The following is a 22,297-nucleotide window of genomic DNA, read 5'->3' on the forward strand; positions in this document are numbered from 1 at the left end:
TGATGGCGCATCGCCCTTTTTTTCGACCCCGCGCAGCGTTGCGCGGGGTGGCCCTTGGGCTGTTACGCCCGGCGTGACTTGATGAGCTTGAACACGCCCGCGCCCACCACGGGCACGATGGCGGCGGCCAAGCCCAGCAGGACGATGGTGTTCAGGTGTTCGCGCACCAGCGGGATGTTGCCGAAGAAATAACCGGCCGCCACCAGGCTGATCACCCAGAACAGGGCGCCCAGGATGTTGAACATCTGGAAGCGCGACATCGACATATCGGCCACGCCCGCCACGAAGGGCGCGAACGTGCGCACAACGGGAATGAAGCGCGACATGACGATCGTCTTGCCGCCGTGCTTTTCATAGAACGCGTGCGTGCGCATCAGCGCGCCCCGGTCCAGAAAGCGCAAGTTCATGGAGAACACTCGCGGGCCGATGTAGCGCCCTATCATGTAATTCAGCGTGTTTCCGGAAATGGCGGCCACGATCAGCAGCACGGCCATCAACACCGGGTCGATATGCCCCGTGGCGCCGAATGCGCCCGCGATGAACAGCAGGGAATCGCCGGGCAGGAACGGCAACACGACCAAGCCGGTCTCGGCGAATACGATCAGGAACAGCACCAGGTACACCCACACGCCATATTGCGCGACCCAAACGCCCAGCGTCTTGTCGATGTGGAGGACCATATTGAAAAATTCGAGCATTCAGCGGCCTGGAAGTCGGAAGGAAGGTTAAACCTTCGCGACTATAGCCCACCGGCCCATGACGCTAAAATCGTCCACACAGCACCATCAGACTTAAGCCTAATGACAGAACGCCGTTCCATTCTTGCGCTTCCCGACCTGTTGATCAGCCAGATTGCCGCTGGCGAAGTCATCGAGCGGCCCGCCTCCGTGCTCAAGGAAATTCTTGAGAACGCCATCGATGCGGGCGGCCGCGCCATTGAAGTGCGCCTGGAAGGCGGCGGCATCCGCCGCATTGCCGTCACGGACGACGGCGGCGGCATTCCGCCCGACGAGCTGCCGCTGGCGCTGGCGCGTCACGCCACCAGCAAGATCCGCTCGCTGAACGAACTGGAATCGGTGGCGTCGATGGGGTTTCGGGGCGAGGCCCTGGCGTCGATTGCCTCGGTGGCCCAGGTGACCATCATTTCGCGCACCCGCGACGGCGAGCATGCCTGGCAGATCGATGCGGGCAGCATGCAGGTCAGCCCCGCTTCCGGCCCACCCGGCACCACCGTGGACGTGCGCCAGCTGTTCGACGCCGTGCCGGCGCGGCGCAAATTCCTGCGGTCCGAGGCCACCGAATTCGGCCATTGCGTTGACGCGATGGAACGCATCGCGCTGGCGCATCCGCAGATTGCGTTCCGCCTGTTCCACCATGATCGCGCGCAGCGGCAATGGTTGCCGGCCGAGCCGCCCCAGCGCATCCGCGACGTGCTGGGCGCGGAATTCGCCGAGCACGGGCTGCTGCTGTCGCACTCGGTGGGCACCGTCAGTTTGGCCGGGATGATCACCCGCCCGACCGCCGCCCGCGCCCGCGCCGACCGCCAATACCTTTACGTAAACGGCCGCTACGTGCGCGACCGCACGGTCAGCCACGCGCTGCGCGCCGCCTACGCCGACGTGCTGCATGGCGACCGCCAACCCGCGTACGTGCTGTTCCTGGACATAGACCCGGCCGCCGTGGACGTGAACGTGCACCCGGCCAAACACGAAGTCCGCTTCCGCGATAGCGGCGCGGTGCACCGTTTTGTGTCGCACGCCGTGGGCCAGACGCTGGCGCAGACGGGAGGCTCGTCCGCCGTCACGCCTTCGCGGCAGGAGCAGGAGGAAGACGGCGGCTTTGAGACCGTGGCGTCGGCTACGGCGGCAGGGGGCTCCGGTTCTGGCTTGGGTTCGGGTTCTGGCTTGGCGGCCGGTTCGGGCTTGGGTTCCGGCTCGGGCTTGGGTTCCGGCTCGGGCTTGGGTTCCGGCTCGGGCTTGGGGGCCGGTTCAGTTTCCGGATCGGGTTCCGGATCGAGCTTGGCTTCTGGGTCGGGCTTCGGCGCCGGCGCCGGTGCCGATGCCGGTCACACTGCCGTCGCGGACGCCGCCTCCGCCCACGCACGCACTCAGGACGGCCACGGTGCCTCCGGTACTGCGCCGAACGCCCTTCGCCCCGGCTACACCGGCCAGAACGCCGCCTACGGCCTGCGTCCGTCGCCCGCGCCGCAACGCGCTCACACCCAGGTGCCGTTCCGCCTGCATAGCGAGCCCGCCGGCATCCCCGCCGCCGACTGGCAATCCCTGTATCGCCCCCTGAACGACGATACGGCCGCCAAGGTAACGCCGGTCAGCGAGCCCCGGCCCGCGCCCTCCCTGCCCATGGACGAGGAACATCCGCTGGGCATGGCGCTGGCGCAACTGCACGGCATCTACATCCTGGCGCAGAACCGCCGGGGCATGGTGCTGGTGGACATGCACGCCGCGCACGAGCGCGTCGTCTACGAACAGCTCAAGCAGGCGTTGGACGCGCGCAGCCTGCCGCGCCAGGACCTGCTGGTGCCGGTGGTGTTCCACGCCCAGGAAAAAGACGTGGCGCTGATCGAGGAATTTGAAGAGCAGCTCAGCGAGCTGGGTTTCGAGATGCGCCCGTCCGGCCCCACGTCCATCGCCGTGCGCTCGGTGCCCGCCATCCTGGCGCGTGGCGATATCGAAACGCTGGCGCGCGCGGTGTTGCGTGACCTTGGTGCCGTGGGCGTATCGCGCCTGTTGACCGAACAACGCAACGAACTGCTGTCCACCATGGCGTGCCACGGATCGGTGCGCGCCAACCGCAGGTTGACCATCGAAGAAATGAACGGGCTGCTGCGCCAGATGGAAGCCACCGAACGCGCCGACCAGTGCAACCATGGCCGCCCGACCTGGGTGCAATGGTCGGTGTCCGACCTGGACAAGCTCTTTCTGCGCGGACAATAGGTTTGCCCTCTTCCCTGCCCCCCGATACCCCGCTGGTGATTTGCCTGGCCGGCCCCACGGCCGCCGGCAAAAGCGCGTCCACCCTGGCCCTGGCCGAGCGCTGGCCGATGGAAATCGTCAACGTCGATTCGGCCACCATTTACCGCGGCATGGATATCGGCACCGCCAAGCCCTCGCCCGAGGAACAGGCCCGAGTGCCGCAGCACCTGCTGGACATCCTGGACCCCGCGCAGTCGTATTCAGCCGCCGAGTTTCGCGCCGATGCGCTGCGATTGATCGACGAGATCCGTGCGCGTGGGCGCATTCCGCTGCTGGCCGGCGGCACGATGATGTACTACAAGGCCCTGCGCGACGGGCTGGACGACCTGCCCCAGGCCGACCCCGCCTTGCGCGCCGAAATCGAAGCGCGCGCCGCCATCCAGGGCTGGCCCGCGCTGCATGCCGAACTGGCGCGGCAAGATCCCATCACGGCGGCGCGCCTGGCGCCCAACGACAGCCAGCGCATCCAGCGCGCGCTGGAAATCTGCCAATTGACGGGTCAGCCGATGTCCGCATTGCTGTCGCGCGGCCAGCAAAAGCCGGACGACGACGCCAACCACTACCTGACCATCAGCCTTGAACCGTCGGAGCGCGCCGCGTTGCACGCGCGCATCGAACAGCGCTTTGACGCCATGCTGGCCAACGGCCTGCTGGACGAAGTGCGCGCGCTACGCGCCCGGCCCGATCTGCATCCGGGCCTGCCGTCCGTGCGCTGCGTGGGCTATCGGCAGATGTGGGCGCATCTGGACGGCGAGGTCGACCTGCCCACCGCGCGTGAACAGGGCATTGCCGCCACGCGCCAACTGGCCAAGCGCCAGATCACCTGGCTGCGCGCCCAGCCCGACCGCGTCATCGTCGACTGCCTGGCCAGCGACGCGGTGGCGCAAACCATCGACGCCGTGGCGCTGGCGCTGGCGGGCAAGCGCTCGTAGCAGAATGACGCTTGCCCAAGTCGCGCCTCGCGCGTGGCAAAACGTGGCGAAACGCGGCGAAACGCCGGCGACAGCTCGAGTTGCTTCGGGCCCGCCCATGAAAAAACCCGCCAACGGCGGGTTTTTCATACTCAAGCACGCCAAGCGAAACCAGCCGGGCTTACACCACGAAGGTTTGCGCCATGCCTTCGGTCTGCGCGACGATTTCGCCGATCTTGTTGACCGTTTCACCTTGCTCGCGCAAGGTCGCGGCGATGGCGTCGGCCTGGGCCGCATCCACCACCAGCACCATGCCGATGCCGCAGTTGAAGACGCGGTGCATTTCCGTGTCTTCCACGCCGCCCTGCTCTTGCAGCCACTGAAACAGCTTGGGCATTTCCCAGCCGTCGCGATGCAGCTTGGCCGACAGGCCGGCTTGCAGGATGCGCGGCACGTTGTCCAGAAGGCCGCCGCCGGTGATGTGGGCCAGGCCCTTGATGTCGGCGCCGTGCTTGGCCAGCGCGGCCAGCACTTGCTTGACGTAGATGCGCGTGGGCGCCATCACCACGTCAACCAGCGGCTGGCCGTGGAAGTCGTCGGTCGGCTTGGCGCCGGCGCGTTCGATGATCTTGCGCACCAGCGAAAAACCGTTGGAGTGCACGCCGCTGGAGGCCAGGCCCAGCACCACGTCGCCCGGCTTGATCGACTTGCCGTCGATGATCGCGGACTTTTCCACCGCGCCCACCGCAAAGCCGGCCAGATCGTATTCGCCGTCCGGGTACATGCCCGGCATTTCAGCGGTTTCACCGCCGATCAGCGCGCAGCCCGACAATTCGCAGCCCTTGGCAATGCCGCCCACCACCGACGCCGCCGTGTCCACCGAAAGCTTGCCGCAGGCAAAGTAGTCCAGGAAGAACAGGGGCTCGGCGCCCTGCACCAGGATGTCGTTGACGCTCATGGCGACCAGGTCGATGCCCACGGTGTCGTGGCGGTTCCATTCGAACGCCAGGCGCAGCTTGGTGCCCACGCCGTCTGTACCCGACACCAGCACGGGCTCGTTGTACTTCTTGGGCACTTCGAACAGCGCGCCAAAGCCGCCGATACCGGCCAGCACCCCGGGGCGCATGGTGCGCGCGGCGAGGGGTTTGATACGGTCGACCAGGGCGTCGCCTGCGTCGATGTCGACACCGGCATCGCGGTAGGTCAAGGGGGCTTTAGGTTGATTCGTCATGAGAAATGCCGTGGGGTATGTAACAATTGCTGGGAATTTGGTGGAACGCCCCGCATTTTACGATGTTGCGGGCCTGTGCAGGGTTCGGACTGGCCGGGCGCCGCGAAAGCGGCGGGGGCGAGACGGGCTGGCCGGGGAGCAAAAAGGGCGCAAACCCAAGCCTGGCAAAGCCCTTGAGCGCGACACCATCCCCCCAGGTGGTTTAAAGTGTTGGGTTGGCCGGGTTGGATTTTGCCAGTTTCTGGCGGGCATTACCCGAATCGGCCCCGTGTATCACCGTTTTTTGGCTTTTCCGGCAACACCGGCATGCCCATCGCGCCGCAGCGAGCCTTGCGCAGACGTACCGCGCAGGGCATTGGAAGTACCGAACAAGCCTGATTGATAACCTCTCATGAACCGCCAGCTGCTGCTCGACGTTCTTCCCGCGCCAGCGCCATCGCTGAACAACTATATCGCCGGCCCCAACGGGGAAGCGCTGGCGGCCGTGCGCGCGCTCAATCCGGGTCGCGCGCTGTATATATGGGGCGCCGCGGGCTGCGGCCGCACTCACCTGCTGCGCGCCCTGACCGCGCGGCCGGACGCCGTCTTCGTTGATCCGGCCAAGGGCGAAACCATGCTGCGCCGCCTGGCCGAAGCCGATTCCAAATCGCCCATGCCCAAATTCGTGGCGGTTGACGACGTGCACCGCATGGACGACAGCCGCCAGGCCGCCTTGTTCGCGCTGTACAACCGCTGGCGTGAATCCGCCGCCACGGGCCGCGCGTTTGCGCTGGCGCTGGCCGGCGACCGCGCCCCGCTGTCCATGCCGCTGCGCGAAGACCTGCGCACCCGCCTGGGCTGGGACCTGGTGTTTCGCCTGGACCCGCTGTCCGACGCCGACAAGCTGGCCGCGCTGTCCGCGCAGGCCGCCGAACGCGGCATGCACCTGGCGCCCGAAATCATCAACTGGATGCTGATTCATCACGAACGCGACATCCGCAAACTGGCCGCGTTGATCGACGCGCTTGACCGCTATTCCCTGGCCACCGGCCGTCCCATCACCCTGCCATTGCTGCGCGCCATGCTCGCAGATCCTGATTCGCAACGCACATGACATCCCGACGTCTCGCCCTGTTCGACCTGGACCACACCCTGTTGCCGCTGGACAGCGACTATCAATGGGCCGACTACCTGGCCCGCACCGGCCGCGCGGGAGACCCCGTCCAGGCCCGTCGCCAGAACGACGACCTGATGGACCGCTACAACCGCGGTGAACTCACCGCCGAACAGGCCGCCGAATTCATGCTGGGCCTGCTGGCGGCGCATTCGCCGTTCGACCTGGCCGACTGGCACGAAGAATTCATGCGCGAAGTCATCCGCCCGTCCATCACGGCCGACGCGCGCGCGCTGGTGCAATCCCACCTGGACGCCGGCGACCTGTGCGCCATCGTCACGGCCACCAACAGCTTTGTCACCGCCCCCATCGCGCGCGCCTTCGGCGTGCCCTACCTGGTCGCCACCGACGCCGAATACCTGCGCGGGCGCTATACCGGCCGCATCCTGGGCACGCCCAGTTTCAAGGAAGGCAAGGTTGTGCGCGTGAACGAATGGCTGTCCAATCTGGGATTGGCGCTTGCGGATTTCCCCGAATCGTTTTTCTATAGCGATTCGGTCAATGATGTGCCTCTGCTGGAAAAGGTGACCCGTCCGATCGCCGCCAACCCCAGCCCGACCTTGCGCACCATCGCAAAGGACCGTGGCTGGCAAGTGATCGACTTGTTCGACCACATGGAAGACTCGAAGTCCTAATGATCACTGAAACCATAAAAAAATTCGTCGGCCGCTTGTTCGCGCCGGCACCCCGGGGGCCGTTGCGCATTGGGCGCGACAAGCACGGCATTGATCGCCGTAACGTTTCTCGCCACGCCATCAAGGTCTGCGAAGTCTTGCGCCAGCACGGCTACGAAGGCTATATCGTGGGCGGCGCGGTGCGCGACCTGATCGTCGGACTGGAGCCCAAGGATTTCGACGTGGCCACCAACGCCACGCCCGAACAGATCCGCCCGCTGTTCCGCCGCGCGCGCATCATCGGCCGCCGCTTTCAGCTGGTGCACGTGGTGTTTGGCCAGGAAATCATCGAAACCTCCACCTTCCGCGCCCCGGCGTCCGAAGAGCAGGAAACCGATGAGCACGGCCGCATCCTGCGCGACAACGTGTTCGGGTCACAAGAAGAAGACGCCAAGCGCCGCGACTTCACCATGAACGCGCTGTACTACGACCCGCACACCGAGGAAGTCATCGACTACCACAACGGTGTGGCCGACCTGAAAAAACGCCAGGTCCGCATCATCGGCGACCCGGTCAAGCGTTACCGCGAAGACCCCGTGCGCATGCTGCGCGCCGTGCGTTTCGCCGCCAAGCTCAACGGCACGATCGACCCCGCCACGCGCGAGCCCATCAGCACCATGGCCGAGCTCATCGAAAACGTGCCGGCCTCGCGCCTGTTCGACGAAATGCTCAAGCTGTTGACCTGCGGCCACGCCATGGACTGCCTGCGCCAGCTGCGCGCCGACGGCCTGCACAACGGCCTGCTGCCCTTGCTGGACGTGGTGCTGGAGCAGCCCGGTGGCGAACACTTCGTGGAGCTGGCGCTGGAACGCACCGACGCCCGCGTGCGCGCCGGCAAGACCGTCAGCCCCAGCTTCCTGTTTGCCGCGCTGCTGTGGCAGCAGGTGGATGTGCGCTGGAAGCAGTTGCGCGCGCAGGGCGAGCACACCATACCCGCGCTGTCCCAGGCCGCCGATTCGGTGCTGGACGAACAGACGGAAAAGCTGGCCATCCAGCGTCGCTTCTCGTCCGACATGCGCGAGATCTGGTTCATGCAGCCGCGTTTCGAGCGTCGCATGGGCAAGACGATTTTCCGCATGATCGAACAACCGCGCTTCCGCGCCGCCTGCGACTTCCTGCAATTGCGCGCCGCTGCCGGCGAATTCGACAGCGTGTTGGCACAGTGGTGGATGGACCTGGCCAATGCCGACGACGTGACCCGCGCCGACATGATCGAAGAAGTGGCGCGCCTGCCGCGCGAGGCGGGTGATGGCGGCATGGGCGGCATGGGCGGCCCCGCTGCGTCGACCGGCACGCGCAAGCGCCGGCGTCCGCGCCGTTCGCCGTCGCGCGGCCCGGCTACCCCCGAGTAAACCGTGTCGCCCGCTTTGGTCCGCGCCTATATCGGCCTGGGCGCCAACCTGGGCGACAGCGCGGCCACCTTGCGCCGCGTGCTGGCCCAATTGCAGGCCACGGACGGCATCGACGCCGTGACGGCGTCGCCGTTCTACCGCAGCGCGCCGGTGGACGCCGCCGGCCCCGACTTCGTCAATGCGGTGGCGGCGCTGGACACCCGGCTGCCGCCGTTGGCATTGCTGGATGCGCTACAGGCGCTGGAAAACCAGCACGGGCGGCTGCGCCCTTACAAGAACGCCCCACGCACGCTGGATCTTGATCTGTTGACATACGCCGACGTGTTGCTGGATCACGAACGGCTGACCCTGCCGCATCCGCGCATGCATCAACGCGCGTTCGTGCTTTTGCCGCTGCAAGACCTGGCGCCGGACATGCTGGTGAATGGCCGGCCGATTTCGACGAGGGTCGCCCAGATCCGCGATCAGGCGATCGAACGCTTGCCGGATTGATCGGGCAGGCAGCTTGCAAGCTTGGGCTCGATGGCTGCCCGGATGCCTGCCCTGATGCCTACCCCCGGCGCCTGCCCGCGCTGACCGCCCCCGCGCCTACGCTTTAGGGGCAAACGCCATCATCGCGCGTTCCACGTCTTCCACTTGCGGCAACCCGGCCTCGTTGCCCAAGTGCTGGATCTTGTGCGCCGACGCCGCCCGCGCAAAGGTGAAGTGTTCCAACCAGGGCAGCTCCGGCCGGTTCAAATACGACCACACATAGGCGCCGTGAAACACGTCGCCCGCGCCCGAGGTATCCACGATGCGTTCGCCCGGCACATCCAGCGATGGCAAGGTGTCGACGCGCCCCGTCTCGTCATACCAAAGCATGCCGCGCTCGCCCATCGTGACGGCGCCGATGCGGCAGCCGCGCGCCTTCAGCAAGTCCAGCAGCCCGGCCGGGCTCAGCTCCAGCTGTTCGCACATGCGCTCGGCGCACACGGCCACGTCGATATGGCGCAGCAGCTCGTCGGTGTTCTCGCGCACGCCGCCGCCGTCCAGTGACGTCAGCACGCCCGCCTGCCGGCACGCGCGCGCATAGTGCAGCGCGGCATCCGGCTGATGCCCGTCCAGGTGCAATGCGCGATACGCGCCGACATCCAGCCGGGGAAAATCATTCAGGTACTGCACGTCGCGCGCGCGCACGATGGCGCGCTTGCCGTGGTTGGGCATGATGAACGACAACGATGACCGGCGCACATGCCGCGCATGCAGCGTGATGCCGTGCGCGGCGGCCATGTCGGTGTACATGTGGCCCAGCCAATCGGGCGCCAGCGAACAGATCAGGTCGGGCGGCGTGCCCAGCTTGCCGCAAGCAAACGCCGCCGTGACGGCGTTGCCGCCGAAGGACACGGCGTAGTCACGCGCCACGCTTTTTTCGTCGCCGGTGGGCCATTCGTCGGCCAATACGGTGACGTCGATGTAGGTATGCCCGATAAACAGCGCATGGCTCATGGGGGGGTCTGTTCCCCGGCCTGCGCCAGCACCAGCCGCGCGCGAGCGATCACGGGCGCGTCCACCATCTTGCCGTCCAGCATGAAGGTGCCCGCCGCCGTCTCACGATGTGCCGCCACCACGCGCCGCGCCCAGGCCAGTTCTTCGCGCGCGGGCACGAAGGCCGCGTGAATCACCGGCACCTGCGCCGGGTGGATGCACAGCATGCCGCCAAAGCCCATTTGCTGCGCGCGCGCCGCCGCGGCCGCCAGCCCGGCCGTGTCCTGCACGCCGGGAAACACGCCGTCCAGCGCGGGCGCGAGCCCGGCGGCGCGGTTGTGCAGCAATACCTGCACGCGCGCCTGATCCAGCACGGTTTCGGCGCCGGGAGTGTCGGGGGTCAGGCCCATGTCCAGCGCGTAGTCCAGGCTGCCGAACGCCAGCCGCGCCACGCCGGGCGTGGCGGCCACTTCGGACGCGTTTAGCAGCCCGCGCGCGGTTTCGATCAGGGGGATGACGGGCAGACCGGTTTGCGCCACGTGCCGCACCTGCGCCAGTGTTTCTGCCTTGGGCAGCAGGATGCCGGCGATGTTGGGCCGGCCACGGCAGGCTTTCAGGTCATCGTCGTGCCAGGACGTGGACGCGTCGTTGATGCGCACCCACAGGCGGGCGTCGCGATGCGTCCCCAGGAAGTCGCACAGCGCCTCGCGGGCAGACGCCTTGGCCAGATGCTCGACAGCGTCTTCCAGGTCCACGATAACGGTGTCGGCCCCGGCGGCCAGCGCTTTGGGGATGCGCTCGGCGCGCGACGCCGGCACGAACAGGGCGCTACGAACGACGGAATGCGTCACACGACCTCCGAAGCATGCAATTGCGCCACCTGATCGGGCGCGTATCCCAGCGATGCTAGCACCGCATCCGTGTTTTCGCCCACGGCGGGCACGGCGGCCATGCGCGGCGCGAATGCGCTGCTGCTGGCGGGCGGCAACAGCGCGGGCAACATGCCGGCCGGGCTGTCGACCTGGCTCCAGCGCGCGCGCGCCTGCAATTGCGGGTGCGCCCACACGCCGGCCATGTCATTGACGCGGGCGTTGGCGATCTGCGCATCTTCAAGCCGCTGTGTGACCTGTTCGATCGACAAATCGGCAAACGCCGCCACGATCAGGTCGCGCAACGCGTCGCGGTTGGCGGTGCGCTGCGAATTCGAGATAAAGCGCGCGTCTTCCGCCAGCGTGGGCTGGCGCAGCACCTGCGCGCAGAACACCCGCCATTCGCGTTCGTTCTGCAAGCCCAGCATGATGGTCGAGCCATCGCCCACCGGAAACGGGCCATAGGGATAGATCGACGCATGCGCCGCCCCCGCGCGCACGGGCGGCTTGGCGCCTTCGAACGCGTAGTACATCGGAAAGCCCATCCACTCGACCATGCTTTCCAGCATGGACACGTCCAGGCGGCTGCCCAGGCCGGTTTTCTGGCGCAGCAACAAGGCGTTCAGGATGGCCGAATACGCGTACATGCCGGCTGCGATATCGGCGATGGAACACCCGGCCTTGACCGGATCGTCCTTAGTGCCCGTCACCGACAGAAAGCCGCTTTCGCTTTGGATCAGCAGGTCATACGCCTTCTTGTCCTGATACGGACCGCCCTCGCCATAGCCGGAAATGTCGCAGACGATCAGGCGCGGATAGCGCGCGTGCAGGGCCTCGAACGACAGCCCCAGCCGGGCCGCCGCGCCGGGCGCCAGGTTTTGCACCAGCACGTCGGCCGATTCCAGCAGGCGCTCCATGATGCCGCCCGCCTCGTCGCGCTTCAGGTCCAGCGTCAGGCTTTCCTTGGACCGATTGGTCCAGACGAAATGCGAGGACAGGCCGCGCACGCGTTCGTCGTAGCCGCGCGCGAAGTCGCCGCTGCCGGGCCGTTCGATCTTGATGACGCGCGCGCCCATGTCCGCCAGTTGGCGGGTGCAAAAGGGTGCGGCGATGGCGTGTTCCAGGCTGACGACGGTAATGCCGTCCAACGGTCGGGATGCCTGTGTGCTCATTCGGTAAACCTCAGTTCGGCTTGATGGGCCAGCGTGCCGTCCTGCTCGGCCCACAGCTGGGCGACGCCCGGCTCGGTCAAGCGGCCGGCCACCTGGAAGGGCGTAGGCGAAATCAGCGGACGCAGGCCGCGGTAGCTCAGGTGCGTAGGGCGAGCTTGGGGATGGGCGCGCGTAAAGGCGGCAACCATCTCGGTGGCAATCAGGGGGCCGTGCACGACCAGGCCCGGATACCCTTCCACGTCCGTGACATAGGGGTGGTCGTAATGGATGCGATGGCCGTTGAAGGTCACCGCCGAATAGCGGAAAAGCAGCACCGACGTGGGGTTGACGGCGTCGCGCCATTGCGCCTGGGGCGCGGGCTCGCTGCCCGACAGCTTGGGCGGCGACGGCTGGCGGTAGACGATGTCCTGCTCTTCTTCGATGACGATGTCGCCGGCCTGATGGTATTCATGGCGCACGGTGACGAACAGCAGCGCGCCGGTGCGGCCCGCCTTCTCTTCCACCTTGAGCACCTTGGACACCCGTTCGGCCGGCACGCCCACCTTCAAAGGCTGATGCCATTGCACCCGGCCGCCCGCCCACATGCGGTTACGGTCCTGTGCCGGCGGCAAGAAGCCGCCGCGCGCGGGGTGCCCATCCGTCCCCAACCCGTCCATGCCCACCGTGCTGATGAAAAACGCCCATTGCCACAAGGGCGGCAGGGCCTCGCCCACGCCAGGCGCCTGACCGCCCAGGGTGGCCGCGATGCGCGCGGCGTGGCCGGGGTCCATGGCGTCCGGCTTGCGTTCGCCGCTGCCGATCCAGGCTGCCGGGTCTGTAGAAGTCATGCCCATATCCTTTGGTGGGGTTGTTTGGTGGGATTGTTGGTAAGCGCCAAGGATGCCCGCAAGCCGTCCCCGTTGTGAATTCGTTTTTCCTCAAGGCGGGGTTTGCGGCGCCTGAATCGACAGCCCACGCCCAGGCCCGGCGCGGCGCGCCGTAATATATGGCCCATGCACTTCGACCTAGCCGACCTACGCCTGTTCATCCACATCGCCGAATCCCCCAGCCTGACCCAGGCCGCGAAACGAGCGCATCTGTCCCTGGCCGCCGTCAGCGTGCGGATCAAGGCGCTGGAGAACCAGCTCAATTCCCGCCTGCTGTACCGCGACAGCCGGGGGGTGGAAATCACGCCCGCCGGGCAGAAACTGCTGCAACATGCCCGCGTCATCATGCGGCAGGTGGACCACCTGAAGCACGACTTCCAAGAGCAATCCGACGGCGATGCCGGGCACATCCGCATCTTTGCCAACACCACGGCCGTGACCGAGTTCATGCCCGACATCCTGGCGCAGTTCCTGTCCGGGCACCCGGGCGTCACGGTGGACCTGCAAGAACGCCTGACGCGCGACATCGTGCGCGGCGTGCTGGACGGCACCACCGACCTGGGCATCGTGGCCGGCCCGGTCGATGCGCCCGAGCTGCAAGCCATCCACTTCAGCACCGACCGGCTGGTGCTGGTGGTGCCCAACGGCCATCCGCTGCAAGACCAGGACAAGGTCAAGCTGGTGGACGCCGTGCGCTACCCGTTCATCACCATGCACGAAGGCTCCACGCTGGTGGCCTTCTTGCGTGACCAGCTGGAACGCAGCGGCCAGCGCCTGCCGCAACGCATCCAGCTGTACAGCTTCGATTCCATTTGCCGCATGGTGCAGGCGGGCGTGGGCATCGGCGTGATTCCCGATTCCGCCGCGCGCCGCTATGGCGCCGACACCAAGTTGCGCGTGGTAGAGCTGGATGAACCCTGGGTGGTGCGTGAACGTAAGCTGCTGGTGCGCGACATCGACGCCCTGCCCGGCTGCGCGCGTGACCTGATCGAACAGATCCAGGTACCCCGCGCGCCTTGACCTTCAAGGCGCGAGGCAAGCACCGGTCGCTTAGGTCCCCGTGAACGCGGGCGGCCGCTTTTCGGCAAAGGCGCGCATGCCTTCCAGGTAGTCGTCGGTGTAGCCAAGCTCGCGCTGCAACTGGCATTCCAGATCGAACTGCTGGGCCAGCGTATTGCCGCTGGACGCGTGCAGCGCCGCCTTGGTGGCCGCGTAGGCCCGCGTTGGCCCGGCGGCCAATGTGGCGGTGACGTCCGACACGGTGGCGGCCGCCGCATCGTCAGGCACGACACGCCAGATCAGCCCCCACGCGGCGGCCTCGGTGGCGCTGACGGCCTCGCCAAACAATGCCGCGCCCATCGCGCGCGCCGAGCCCACCAGCCGGGGCAAAAACCATGTGCCGCCCGCATCCGGCAACAGGCCGATCTTGCTGAACGCCTGCACAAAGCGGGCCGACTGCGCGGCAAACACCACGTCGCAGGCCAGCACCAGGCTGGCGCCCGCGCCCGCCGCCACGCCGTTCATCACGCACACTACCGGCACCGGCAGCGCGCGCAAACGGGTGATCAACGGGCGATAGCACTTTTCCAGCATCAGGCTCAGGTCGCGCCGCGAGCCGTCCTCGGAGGGCTTGCGCTCGCTCAGATCCTGCCCCGCGCAAAAGCCCCGCCCCGCGCCGGTGATGACCAGGCCGCGCAGACCGGCGTGCGACTCCATCACATCCAGCGCGCGCGCCAGTTCGCCGTGCATGACTTCGGTAAAGCTGTTGAGCCGGTCCGGCCGGTTCAGGGTGATGACGCCCACGCCGTCTTTCAGCGTGAAGCGGATCTGCGTGTAGCCGTCGGCTGCGTTGTCGTGCGTTGCGCTCATGCCTGCTCCTCCAGCATCGCCACTTCCTCCAGCACCGCCAGTTGTTCGGCCGTGTCGCCCAGCAACGGATCCACCATGGTCAGCCGCTTGAAATAATCGCCCACTTCCAGCTCGTCTGTCATGCCCATGCCGCCGTGCAACTGCACCGCCATCTGCGCCACCTGGCGCCCGGCGCGCGCGGCTTCCAACTTGGCCGACGCAATCATGCGGCGGCGCTGCACGGCATCGGGTTCGGTCAGCGCGGCCACGGCCACATAGGCCATCGACAAAGCCAGTTCCTTGGCCACCAGCATCTCGGCCAATCGGTGTTGCAGCGCCTGGAACGAGGCAAGCGGCTGACCGAATTGCTTGCGCGTCTTCAGATAATCAACGGTGATTTCCAGCAGCCGGTCGATCGCGCCCGCTGCGTGCGCACACAGCGCCGCCGTGCCCCACTGCAACGCCTGGGCCAGGGCGTCGTCGGCCTGCGCGCCTTCGGCCAGCAAGGCATCGGCGGGCAGGCCCACCGCGTCGAAATCCAGCCGGGCGCAGCGCGCGCCGTCCAGCGTGGGCGTGTCGGTGACGCGCACGCCGGCAACGTCCGACGGCACGGCCAGCAACACCGTCTGGCCCTCGGCGCCTAATGCGCTGACCAGCCACGCATTGGCCGCCGCGCCGTGCCACACCAGATGCTTGGCGCCATCCAGCCGCCAGCCCTGGGCAGTCTTGGCCGCGCGGCAATCGCGCGGCTGCGTGTCGTAGCGACGGCCGGGTTCTTGATAGGCCACGGTAACGATCGTCTCGCCCGAGGCTATGCCCGACAACCAGCGGCCACGCGCCGCGTCGCCGCACGCGTCCAGCAATGCCGCGCCCATGACCGCGCTGGGAATGACGGGTTCTGACACCAGCGCGCGTCCCAGTTCCACATGCACGGGCAACAGGCTGGCCGGCACTTCGCCAAAGCCGCCGAAGTCCTGCGAAATGGTCAGGCCCAGCACGCCCAGTTCGGCCAGCGCGGCCCAGGCGTGGGCGTCCAGCGTGCCGGTGGCCTGGCGCGCGCGGCGTTGGGGAAATGTCCATGCCTGGTCCACCAGGCGGCGCAGGCTGTCGGCCAGCATGCGCTGTTCTTCGGTATAGATGAAATCCATGCGTGTCTTCCTGTCGGATGGCGCAGCGGGCCTACAGGCCCAGCACCAGGCGGGCGATGATGCCCTTCTGCACTTCGGTCGTGCCGCCGTAGATGGACGTCTTGCGCATATCGGCATAGCCCGCGCCCGACGCCGCGGCCATCGCCGGGCCCGGCCCGTGATCGTCGTGGTCGGCCAACAGCCAATCCGGGTCGTAGGGCCAGGCGTCCGGCCCCGCCACTTCCATTTGCAGCATGGCCAGATCCTGCTGGATTTCAGACCCGCGAATCTTCAGCACCGAGGCCTCGGGGCCGGGCGTGCCGTCGTTGCTGGACGCCACGCGCAGCAGCAGCATTTCCAGCGCCATGATGTCGACTTCAATGCGCGAGATACGGTCGCGAAAACGACTGTCGGCCAGTAAGGGCTTGCCGCGCGATTGCGCTTGCGCCGCCATGTGTTTCAAGATGCCCAGCTCGCGATGGCAATGGCCCAGCCCGGCGATGCCGGTGCGCTCGTGGCCCAACAGGTACTTGGCGTAGGTCCAACCCTGGTTCTCTTCGCCCACCAGGTTTTCCACCGGTACGCGCACGTCTTCCAGCCAGACTTCATTGACGTCGTGGCCGCCGTCCAGCGTGCGGATGGGGCGCACCGTCACGCCCGGCGCGCGCATGTCCAGCAGCAGCATCGAGATGCCGCGTTGCGCGCGCGCGTCGGGGTCGGTGCGGGCCAGGCAGAACATCCAGTCGGCGTATTGCGCCAGCGTGGTCCAGGTTTTCTGACCGTTGACGACGTAATCATCGCCATCGCGCACGGCGCGTGTTTTCAGCGACGCCAGGTCCGACCCCGAACCCGGTTCGGAATAGCCCTGGCACCACCAATCCTGCACCCGAGGGATGCGCGGCAAAAAGCGCGATTGTTGTTGCGCGCTGCCGTATTTCATCAGCACGGGGCCGATCATCGACAAGCCGAACGGCAGCAGGCGCGGCGCGCCGGCCTTGAAGCACTCCACTTCGAAGATCAGGCGCTGCAAGGCGTTCCAGCCGGTGCCACCGTGCTCTACCGGCCAGTTCGGCGCGCCCCAGCCCTGGTCCGCCAGGATGTTGTGCCAGCGCACGTAGTCGTCGCGTTCCAGCCGCTGATGGCGCAACACCTTGTCTCGGATGTCGGCGGGCAGGCGGGTGGCGGCAAACGCGCGCACCTCGTCGCGGAATTGGCGCTCTTGCGGCGTCCAGGTCAGGTTCATGGTCTACCTCCTTTGCCCGGTATCTAGCCATGGCGCGGGCAGCCCCACAATCTGCCTCTTCCGAAGACCGGCTTCGCGCTGGATGTAGGGCAACACCCCGGACGGCGCGAGCGGCCCACTACCGCTTCGCAAAAGGCCTGCTTCAGCAATGAAGAATGGCAGAACCTTGGCGCAGTACCGACACTAGCAGCCGTCATCCACTGGAATCCCATCGCACCATGACTGTTTCCGATCACAAGGAAGGCGTGTCGCAGGGCGTCGAGGCGCAGTACCGCCAGGCGCTCGACCAGGGCCGTTTTCTTATCCAGCACTGTGGCGGTTGCGACCGCGCGGTGTTCTATCCCCGCATGGTCTGCCCGCATTGCGGCGCGGACAAACTGGCCTTCACGCCGGCCGACGGACGCGGCACCGTTTATTCCACCACCGTTGTGCGCCGCAAGCCCGACGCGGGCGGCGACTACAACGTGGCGCTGATCGACCTGCACGAAGGCGTGCGCATGATGAGCCGCGTTGAAGGCGTTGCGCCGGCCGACGTGCGCATCGGCATGGCCGTGCGCGCCCGTGTGATCCAACAGGACGGCCACGGCCTGGTGGTCTTTGACGCTAAGCAGGAGGCGGCATGACGCTTACCGATTTGCGCGGCGCGGTGGCCGTGGCCGGCGTCGGCCATGCGGGCCTGGGACAGGCCAACGGCTTTACCGAAATGGAAATCCTGGTGCAGGCGGCGCAGCGCGCCGTGGCCGACGCGGGCCTGACCCTGCGCGACATTGACGGCATCTGCACCGCCAGCGTGGCCGCGCCGATGTGGGCCATGCCGGTGATCGAACACCTGGGCATCCGCCCCACCTTCATCGACAGCACCATGCTGGGCGGCAGCAGCTTCGTCGCGCACCTGTTGCCGGCCATGCACGCGCTGGCGTCCGGCCAGTGCAACGCCGTGCTGGTCTGCTATGGCAGCACGCAGCGCACGTCGACCCTGAGCCGCGCCGAAGTGGGCCGCGTGCGCAAGCAGTTCGACCCGCAACCCTATGAAACCCCCTACGACCCGCTCAGCCCGCTGTCGTCATACGCGCTGGCGGCGGCGCGCCACATGCACCAGTACGGCACGCGCCGCGAGCATCTGGCGCAGGTGGCGTTGGCGGCCAACCAATGGGCACAATTGAACCCCGAGGCGCAGCTGCGCCAACCCACGACGCTGGATGAAATTCTGTCGGCGCGCATGGTGTCCGACCCCTTGAGCGTGCGCGATTGCTGCCTGGTTACCGACGGGGCGGGCGCTTTTGTGCTGGTGCGCGCTGAGCGCGCGCGTGACTTGCCGCGTCCGCCTGTCTACGTACTGGGCAACGCCACCGCCGTATGGAACCGGCAGATCTCGTCCATGCACGACCTGACGGTGACGGCCGCCGCGCAGTCGGGCAAGCAGGCCTTCGACATGGCCGGCGTGTCGCCGCGCGATATCGACGTGGTCGAACTCTACGACGCCTTCACCATCAACACCTTGCTGTTCCTGGAGGACCTGGGCTTTTGCGCCAAGGGCGAATCCAAGGACTTCATCGCGGACGGCGCGATTGCGCCGGGCGGCAGGCTGCCCGTCAACACCAATGGCGGCGGTTTGTGCTGCGTGCATCCCGGCATGTACGGCGTCTTCATCATGATTGAAGCCGTGCGGCAATTGCGTGGGGAATGCGGCGACCGGCAGGTGGCCGACGCGCAGCTGGCGCTGGTGCACGGCAACGGCGGCACGCTGTCCAGCCAGTCCACCGCCATCCTGGGCACCCAGGCCACGCTGTGATCCTGGGTTTGATCCAGGCTTTGATCGACTCACCCGCACTTTGACTGACACGCCACCTTCGATGTCTCAAGCAGAAACCCTCACCCGCATCCATGAACTGCTGGCCCGGCAAGCGCGCCGGCAACCCGACGCCATCGTGCTGTACGAAGAAGGCGGCGGCACCGTCACCTATGCGCAGCTATGGCAGCGTGTGCAGGCCGTGGCCGATTGGCTGCGCGGGCAAGGCGTGCAGCCCGGCCATCGTGTGCTGATGGTGGGCGAAAACTGCACCGCGATGATCGCCGCGCTGTTCGGATGCGGCGTGGTGGGCGCGTGGCCGGTGGGCGTGAACGCGCGGCTGTCCGGCCGCGAAGTGGACAACATCCGCCAGCACGCGCAGCCCGAACTGCTGCTGTACACCACGGGCGTGTCGTCCGCCGCCGCCGCGCATGCCGCTGACGCCCGCGCGGTGGATGCGGACCCTGCCGTGTGGGGGCCGGGCGTGCAGGCCGCGCGCGCCGCCACGCCCACCGCTGCTGAAACCGATGCGCTGGCCTCGGAAGTGGCCACCGTCATCTATACGTCGGGCACCACGGGCGCGCCCAAGGGCGTGCTGGTGCCACATCGCGGCCTGCTGCATTTTGCGCGCGTGTCAGCAGCGTCGCGGCGCTTGACACCGCACGACATCGGCTACGCGGCGTTGCCCATGTCGCACATCTTCGGCATCGCCACGGTGCTGATGGCCACGGTGCACGCGGGCGCCAGCCTGGTGCTGCGCAGCCGCTTCGACGCCGACGACGCCTTCAAGGCGCTGGCGCATCCCGGCGTCAGCATCATGCAAGGCGTGCCCACCATGTTCAGCCGCATGATGGCCGTGGCCCCACCGCGCGCCGAGCTGCGCGCCCCTGCCCTGCGCTATCTGTACACCGGCGGCGCGGCGCTGGACCCCACATTGAAACGCGACGCCGAGCGCTACTTTGGCGTGGCGATGCATCACGGCTACGGCATCACCGAATACGCGGGCTCCATGTTCATCACGCGCATCGATGAGCCGCGCGATGACTGCTCGGCCGGCTACGCGGTAGACGGCGTGGAAATGCGCCTGGGCAGCCCCGACGCGGGCGCGCCGAAACCCGGCCAACGTGGCGACATCCTGATCCGAGGCCCCGGCGTCATGCTGGGCTACTACCGCAATCCCGAACAGACCGAGCAAGCGCTGCTGCCCGGCGGCTGGCTCAACACCGGCGACATCGGTTATGTGGACGACAGCGGCGCGTTGTTCATCGCCGGCCGCTCCAAGGACTTGATCATCCGCTCGGGCTTCAACGTCTACCCCATCGAAGTGGAATCGGTGATCAACGCGTTTCCGGGCGTGCGCCTGTCCGCCGTGGTCGGTCGCAACACGGCCGACCAGAACGAAGAAGTGATCGCGTTCGTCGAACCGCTACCGGGCGCACGCGTCGACACCGACCTCTTGATGTTGCACCTGCGCGCCCAGCTGGCGCCGTACAAGCGGCCTGCGCGCATCATTTCCATCGACACGATTCCCACGACCGTCAGCGGCAAGATCCTCAAGCAACCGCTGAAAGAAAGGCTGGCGTAGGCGCGGACCCGCTGTTCCGCTCCACGACCGGCCACCTATACACAAGGAGACAACAGCGTGAAACTCAAGACCCTTTTTGCCGTGGCCGCCGCCACGGCCGCCTTCGCCATGGCGTCCAGCGCCGGCGCGCAGACGTACCCCGACCGCCCCATCCGCCTGCTGGTGGGCTACGCGCCCGGCGGCCCGGTGGACACGACAGCCCGCGTCTTCGCCAAATACCTGGGCGACAAGCTGGGCCAGACGGTCGTCGTGGAAAACCGCGCGGGCGCCAGCGGCATGATCGCCTCTGACGCCACCGCCAAGGCCACGCCCGACGGCTACCTGCTGGGCTTTGCCGCCAGCCCCACGCTGACCATGTCGCCGCTGGTCCAGCGCAGCACGCTGTTCGATCCGCGCCACGACTTCTCGTTGATCGGGCTGGTGGTCGATTACGCCAACGTGCTGCTGATCGGCCCGCAGATTCCCGCCAAGAACGTGGGCGAGCTGGTCAGCTACGCGCGCTCGCACCCCGATGCCGTGTCGTTCGGATCCGCCGGCATCGGCGCGTCGAACCACTTGTCGGCCGAACTGCTTAAAAAGCAGGCCGATGCGTCGATGCTGCACGTGCCGTATCGCGGCAACTCGCCCGCTATGATGGACGTAATCAGCGGCAAGGTGACCTTCATGTTCGACATCACCAGCACCGCAATCCCATTCATCAAAAGCGGCAAGGCCCGCGCGCTGGCCGTCACGTCCAAGACCCGTAACCCCGAACTACCCGACGTGCCCACCATGATGGAAGCCGGCATGAAGGACTACGAGGTGGTGGGCTGGTACGCGCTGGTCGGCCCCAAGAAGTTGCCCGACGCCGTTTCGGCCCGCCTGACCCGCGCGCTGCAAGACGTGTCCAAAGACCCCGCGTTCCGCAAAGCCATGACCGAAGGCGGCTACACCATCAATGCGGGCGACTCCGCCGCCCTGCAATCCCGCATCGACCGCGAGTACGCCTTGTGGTCGGACGTTATCCAAAGCGCCAACATCCAGGCCAACTGACCCTTACCGGAGCCCACTGATGCCCGCCCCGCTTGCGCTACGCGCCCAGACCCGCCTGCCGATCATCGGCGCCCCCATGTTTCTGGTCTCTGGGCCCGAGCTGGTCGTGGCGCAATGCGCGGCCGGCATCATCGGCACCTTTCCCTCCCTGAACGCTCGTCCGCAAGAACAGTTGCAAGACTGGATCACGCGCATTGAAGACGGGCTGGCCGCCAAACGCCGCGCCCATCCGCACGCCAAGTTGGCGCCCTACGGCGTGAACCTGATCATCCACCCCAGCAACCCGCGCTGGCAGGGCGACCTGGCCATCTGCGCCGAACGCCGCGTGCCACTCATCATCACGTCGCTGCACGCGCCCGAAGCGGTGGTGCGGGCGGTGCACCCTTACGGCGGGCTGGTCTATCACGACGTCACCAACGTGCGGCATGCCAAGCGCGCGTTGGAGGCGGGCGTGGACGGCCTGATCCTGGTAGCGGCGGGCGCGGGCGGCCACGCCGGCCAGGTCAATCCGATTGCGCTGGTCAACGAAATCCGTGCGTTCTACGACGGCCCTTTGGCGCTATCGGGCTGTATCAGCCATGGCAAGGACGTGCTGGCCGCGCAGGTGCTGGGCTGCGACTTCGCCTACATGGGCACGCGCTTCATCGCCACGCAGGAATCGCTGGCAAACGACGCCTACCGCGAGATGGTGCTGCAAGCGCAAGCAGCCGACGTGACGTACACGCCTTACTTTTCTGGCGTGCCTGCGAACTACCTGTCGGCCAGCATTCTGGCGGCGGGCCTGGACCCGGTGGCGTTGGCGAAGAACGGCGAAGCGCCGCCCGCCAACATGGACAAGAACTCGCGGCCCAAGGCGTGGAAGGATGTCTGGAGCGCCGGCCAGGGGGTAGGGTCGGCGCAAGAAATTCTGTCCATCGCGACGCTGGTGGATCAGCTGGAAGCCGAATATCTCAGCGCGCGCGCGGCGTTGGTGGCGGTAGCGGGCTAG

Annotated in this window: 21 protein-coding genes; 12 read left to right on the plus strand and 9 right to left on the minus strand. The window is 67.0% G+C overall.

Going from position 1 to position 22,297, the window contains the following annotated elements; translation table 11 throughout:
• Positions 1-62 precede the first annotated feature (62 nt).
• Positions 63-698, minus strand: a complete 636-nt coding sequence (locus AC6LJY_RS19375) for a VTT domain-containing protein (protein ID WP_082134590.1) — start codon at positions 696-698, stop codon at positions 63-65.
• 102 nt (positions 699-800) lie between these two features.
• Between AC6LJY_RS19375 and mutL the strand changes: the two genes are divergently transcribed.
• Both mutL and miaA read left to right on the plus strand, forming a co-directional pair.
• Positions 801-2,954, plus strand: a complete 2,154-nt coding sequence (mutL, locus tag AC6LJY_RS19380) for a DNA mismatch repair endonuclease MutL (protein ID WP_498136558.1) — start codon at positions 801-803, stop codon at positions 2,952-2,954.
• Between the two features lie 2 nt (positions 2,955-2,956).
• Complete coding sequence (miaA, locus tag AC6LJY_RS19385) at positions 2,957-3,925, plus strand: tRNA (adenosine(37)-N6)-dimethylallyltransferase MiaA (RefSeq protein WP_498136559.1); 969 nt, start codon at positions 2,957-2,959, stop codon at positions 3,923-3,925.
• 160 nt (positions 3,926-4,085) lie between these two features.
• Here the strand turns inward: miaA and purM are convergent, their stop codons facing one another.
• Positions 4,086-5,135: a phosphoribosylformylglycinamidine cyclo-ligase gene (gene purM, locus AC6LJY_RS19390; protein WP_498136560.1), complete on the minus strand. Its 1,050-nt coding sequence runs from the start codon at positions 5,133-5,135 to the stop codon at positions 4,086-4,088.
• Between the two features lie 391 nt (positions 5,136-5,526).
• Here purM and hda point away from each other — a divergent pair, with 391 nt between their 5' ends.
• From hda to AC6LJY_RS19410, 4 genes are read left to right on the plus strand one after another with little or no spacing between them, the layout of a single operon-like run.
• Entirely contained in the window at positions 5,527-6,228 is a 702-nt protein-coding gene (gene hda / locus AC6LJY_RS19395; protein WP_046806465.1) for a DnaA regulatory inactivator Hda, read from the plus strand.
• Positions 6,225-6,923: an HAD family hydrolase gene (locus AC6LJY_RS19400; protein WP_120153950.1), complete on the plus strand. Its 699-nt coding sequence runs from the start codon at positions 6,225-6,227 to the stop codon at positions 6,921-6,923. The genes hda and AC6LJY_RS19400 overlap by 4 nt, the downstream gene beginning before the upstream one ends.
• Complete coding sequence (gene pcnB / locus AC6LJY_RS19405; protein ID WP_104143481.1) at positions 6,923-8,314, plus strand: polynucleotide adenylyltransferase PcnB; 1,392 nt, start codon at positions 6,923-6,925, stop codon at positions 8,312-8,314. The genes AC6LJY_RS19400 and pcnB overlap by 1 nt, the downstream gene beginning before the upstream one ends.
• A gap of 3 nt (positions 8,315-8,317) precedes the next feature.
• Positions 8,318-8,806 (plus strand): 2-amino-4-hydroxy-6-hydroxymethyldihydropteridine diphosphokinase, encoded by a 489-nt coding sequence (locus tag AC6LJY_RS19410; protein WP_498136561.1) that lies wholly within the window; start codon positions 8,318-8,320, stop codon positions 8,804-8,806.
• Between the two features lie 96 nt (positions 8,807-8,902).
• On the opposite strand, the gene AC6LJY_RS19415 is transcribed toward AC6LJY_RS19410, so the two are convergent.
• Genes AC6LJY_RS19415 through AC6LJY_RS19430 form a run of 4 tightly spaced genes read right to left on the minus strand, consistent with a single transcriptional unit; the run spans position 8,903 to position 12,646 of the window.
• Positions 8,903-9,799 carry a sugar kinase gene (locus AC6LJY_RS19415; protein WP_104143478.1) on the minus strand — a complete coding sequence of 299 codons (897 nt, stop codon included), beginning with the start codon at positions 9,797-9,799 and terminating at the stop codon, positions 8,903-8,905.
• Positions 9,796-10,629 (minus strand): HpcH/HpaI aldolase/citrate lyase family protein, encoded by an 834-nt coding sequence (locus AC6LJY_RS19420; RefSeq protein WP_046806470.1) that lies wholly within the window; start codon positions 10,627-10,629, stop codon positions 9,796-9,798. Before AC6LJY_RS19420 ends, AC6LJY_RS19415 begins: the two co-directional genes overlap by 4 nt.
• Positions 10,626-11,819: a CaiB/BaiF CoA transferase family protein gene (locus tag AC6LJY_RS19425; protein ID WP_104143475.1), complete on the minus strand. Its 1,194-nt coding sequence runs from the start codon at positions 11,817-11,819 to the stop codon at positions 10,626-10,628. The genes AC6LJY_RS19420 and AC6LJY_RS19425 overlap by 4 nt, the downstream gene beginning before the upstream one ends.
• A complete protein-coding gene (locus tag AC6LJY_RS19430; protein ID WP_498136562.1) occupies positions 11,816-12,646 on the minus strand; it encodes an HTD2 family dehydratase in 831 nt (276 codons plus the stop codon). Before AC6LJY_RS19430 ends, AC6LJY_RS19425 begins: the two co-directional genes overlap by 4 nt.
• 165 nt (positions 12,647-12,811) lie before the next feature.
• Between AC6LJY_RS19430 and AC6LJY_RS19435 the strand changes: the two genes are divergently transcribed.
• Complete coding sequence (locus AC6LJY_RS19435; protein ID WP_104143472.1) at positions 12,812-13,705, plus strand: LysR family transcriptional regulator; 894 nt, start codon at positions 12,812-12,814, stop codon at positions 13,703-13,705.
• Between the two features lie 30 nt (positions 13,706-13,735).
• On the opposite strand, the gene paaG is transcribed toward AC6LJY_RS19435, so the two are convergent.
• Genes paaG through AC6LJY_RS19450 form a run of 3 tightly spaced genes read right to left on the minus strand, consistent with a single transcriptional unit; the run spans position 13,736 to position 16,903 of the window.
• Positions 13,736-14,554 carry a 2-(1,2-epoxy-1,2-dihydrophenyl)acetyl-CoA isomerase PaaG gene (gene paaG, locus AC6LJY_RS19440; RefSeq protein WP_498136563.1) on the minus strand — a complete coding sequence of 273 codons (819 nt, stop codon included), beginning with the start codon at positions 14,552-14,554 and terminating at the stop codon, positions 13,736-13,738.
• Complete coding sequence (locus AC6LJY_RS19445; RefSeq protein ID WP_498136564.1) at positions 14,551-15,681, minus strand: acyl-CoA dehydrogenase family protein; 1,131 nt, start codon at positions 15,679-15,681, stop codon at positions 14,551-14,553. Before AC6LJY_RS19445 ends, paaG begins: the two co-directional genes overlap by 4 nt.
• 31 nt (positions 15,682-15,712) lie before the next feature.
• Positions 15,713-16,903 (minus strand): acyl-CoA dehydrogenase family protein, encoded by a 1,191-nt coding sequence (locus AC6LJY_RS19450; protein WP_046806476.1) that lies wholly within the window; start codon positions 16,901-16,903, stop codon positions 15,713-15,715.
• Between the two features lie 218 nt (positions 16,904-17,121).
• On the opposite strand from AC6LJY_RS19450, the gene AC6LJY_RS19455 reads away from it, so the two are divergent.
• The 5 genes from AC6LJY_RS19455 to AC6LJY_RS19475 all read left to right on the plus strand — a co-directional run bounded on the left by AC6LJY_RS19455 (position 17,122) and on the right by AC6LJY_RS19475 (position 22,297).
• Positions 17,122-17,526, plus strand: a complete 405-nt coding sequence (locus AC6LJY_RS19455) for a Zn-ribbon domain-containing OB-fold protein (protein WP_104143467.1) — start codon at positions 17,122-17,124, stop codon at positions 17,524-17,526.
• Entirely contained in the window at positions 17,523-18,695 is a 1,173-nt protein-coding gene (locus AC6LJY_RS19460) for a thiolase family protein (protein WP_498136565.1), read from the plus strand. Before AC6LJY_RS19455 ends, AC6LJY_RS19460 begins: the two co-directional genes overlap by 4 nt.
• Positions 18,696-18,756: 61 nt before the next feature.
• A complete protein-coding gene (locus tag AC6LJY_RS19465) occupies positions 18,757-20,277 on the plus strand; it encodes a class I adenylate-forming enzyme family protein (protein ID WP_498136566.1) in 1,521 nt (506 codons plus the stop codon).
• A 57-nt stretch (positions 20,278-20,334) separates the two neighbouring features.
• Complete coding sequence (locus AC6LJY_RS19470; protein WP_314357457.1) at positions 20,335-21,309, plus strand: Bug family tripartite tricarboxylate transporter substrate binding protein; 975 nt, start codon at positions 20,335-20,337, stop codon at positions 21,307-21,309.
• A 19-nt stretch (positions 21,310-21,328) separates the two neighbouring features.
• Positions 21,329-22,297: an NAD(P)H-dependent flavin oxidoreductase gene (locus tag AC6LJY_RS19475; protein WP_498136567.1), complete on the plus strand. Its 969-nt coding sequence runs from the start codon at positions 21,329-21,331 to the stop codon at positions 22,295-22,297.

Source organism: Achromobacter sp. RT286_PF, from assembly GCF_059760425.1.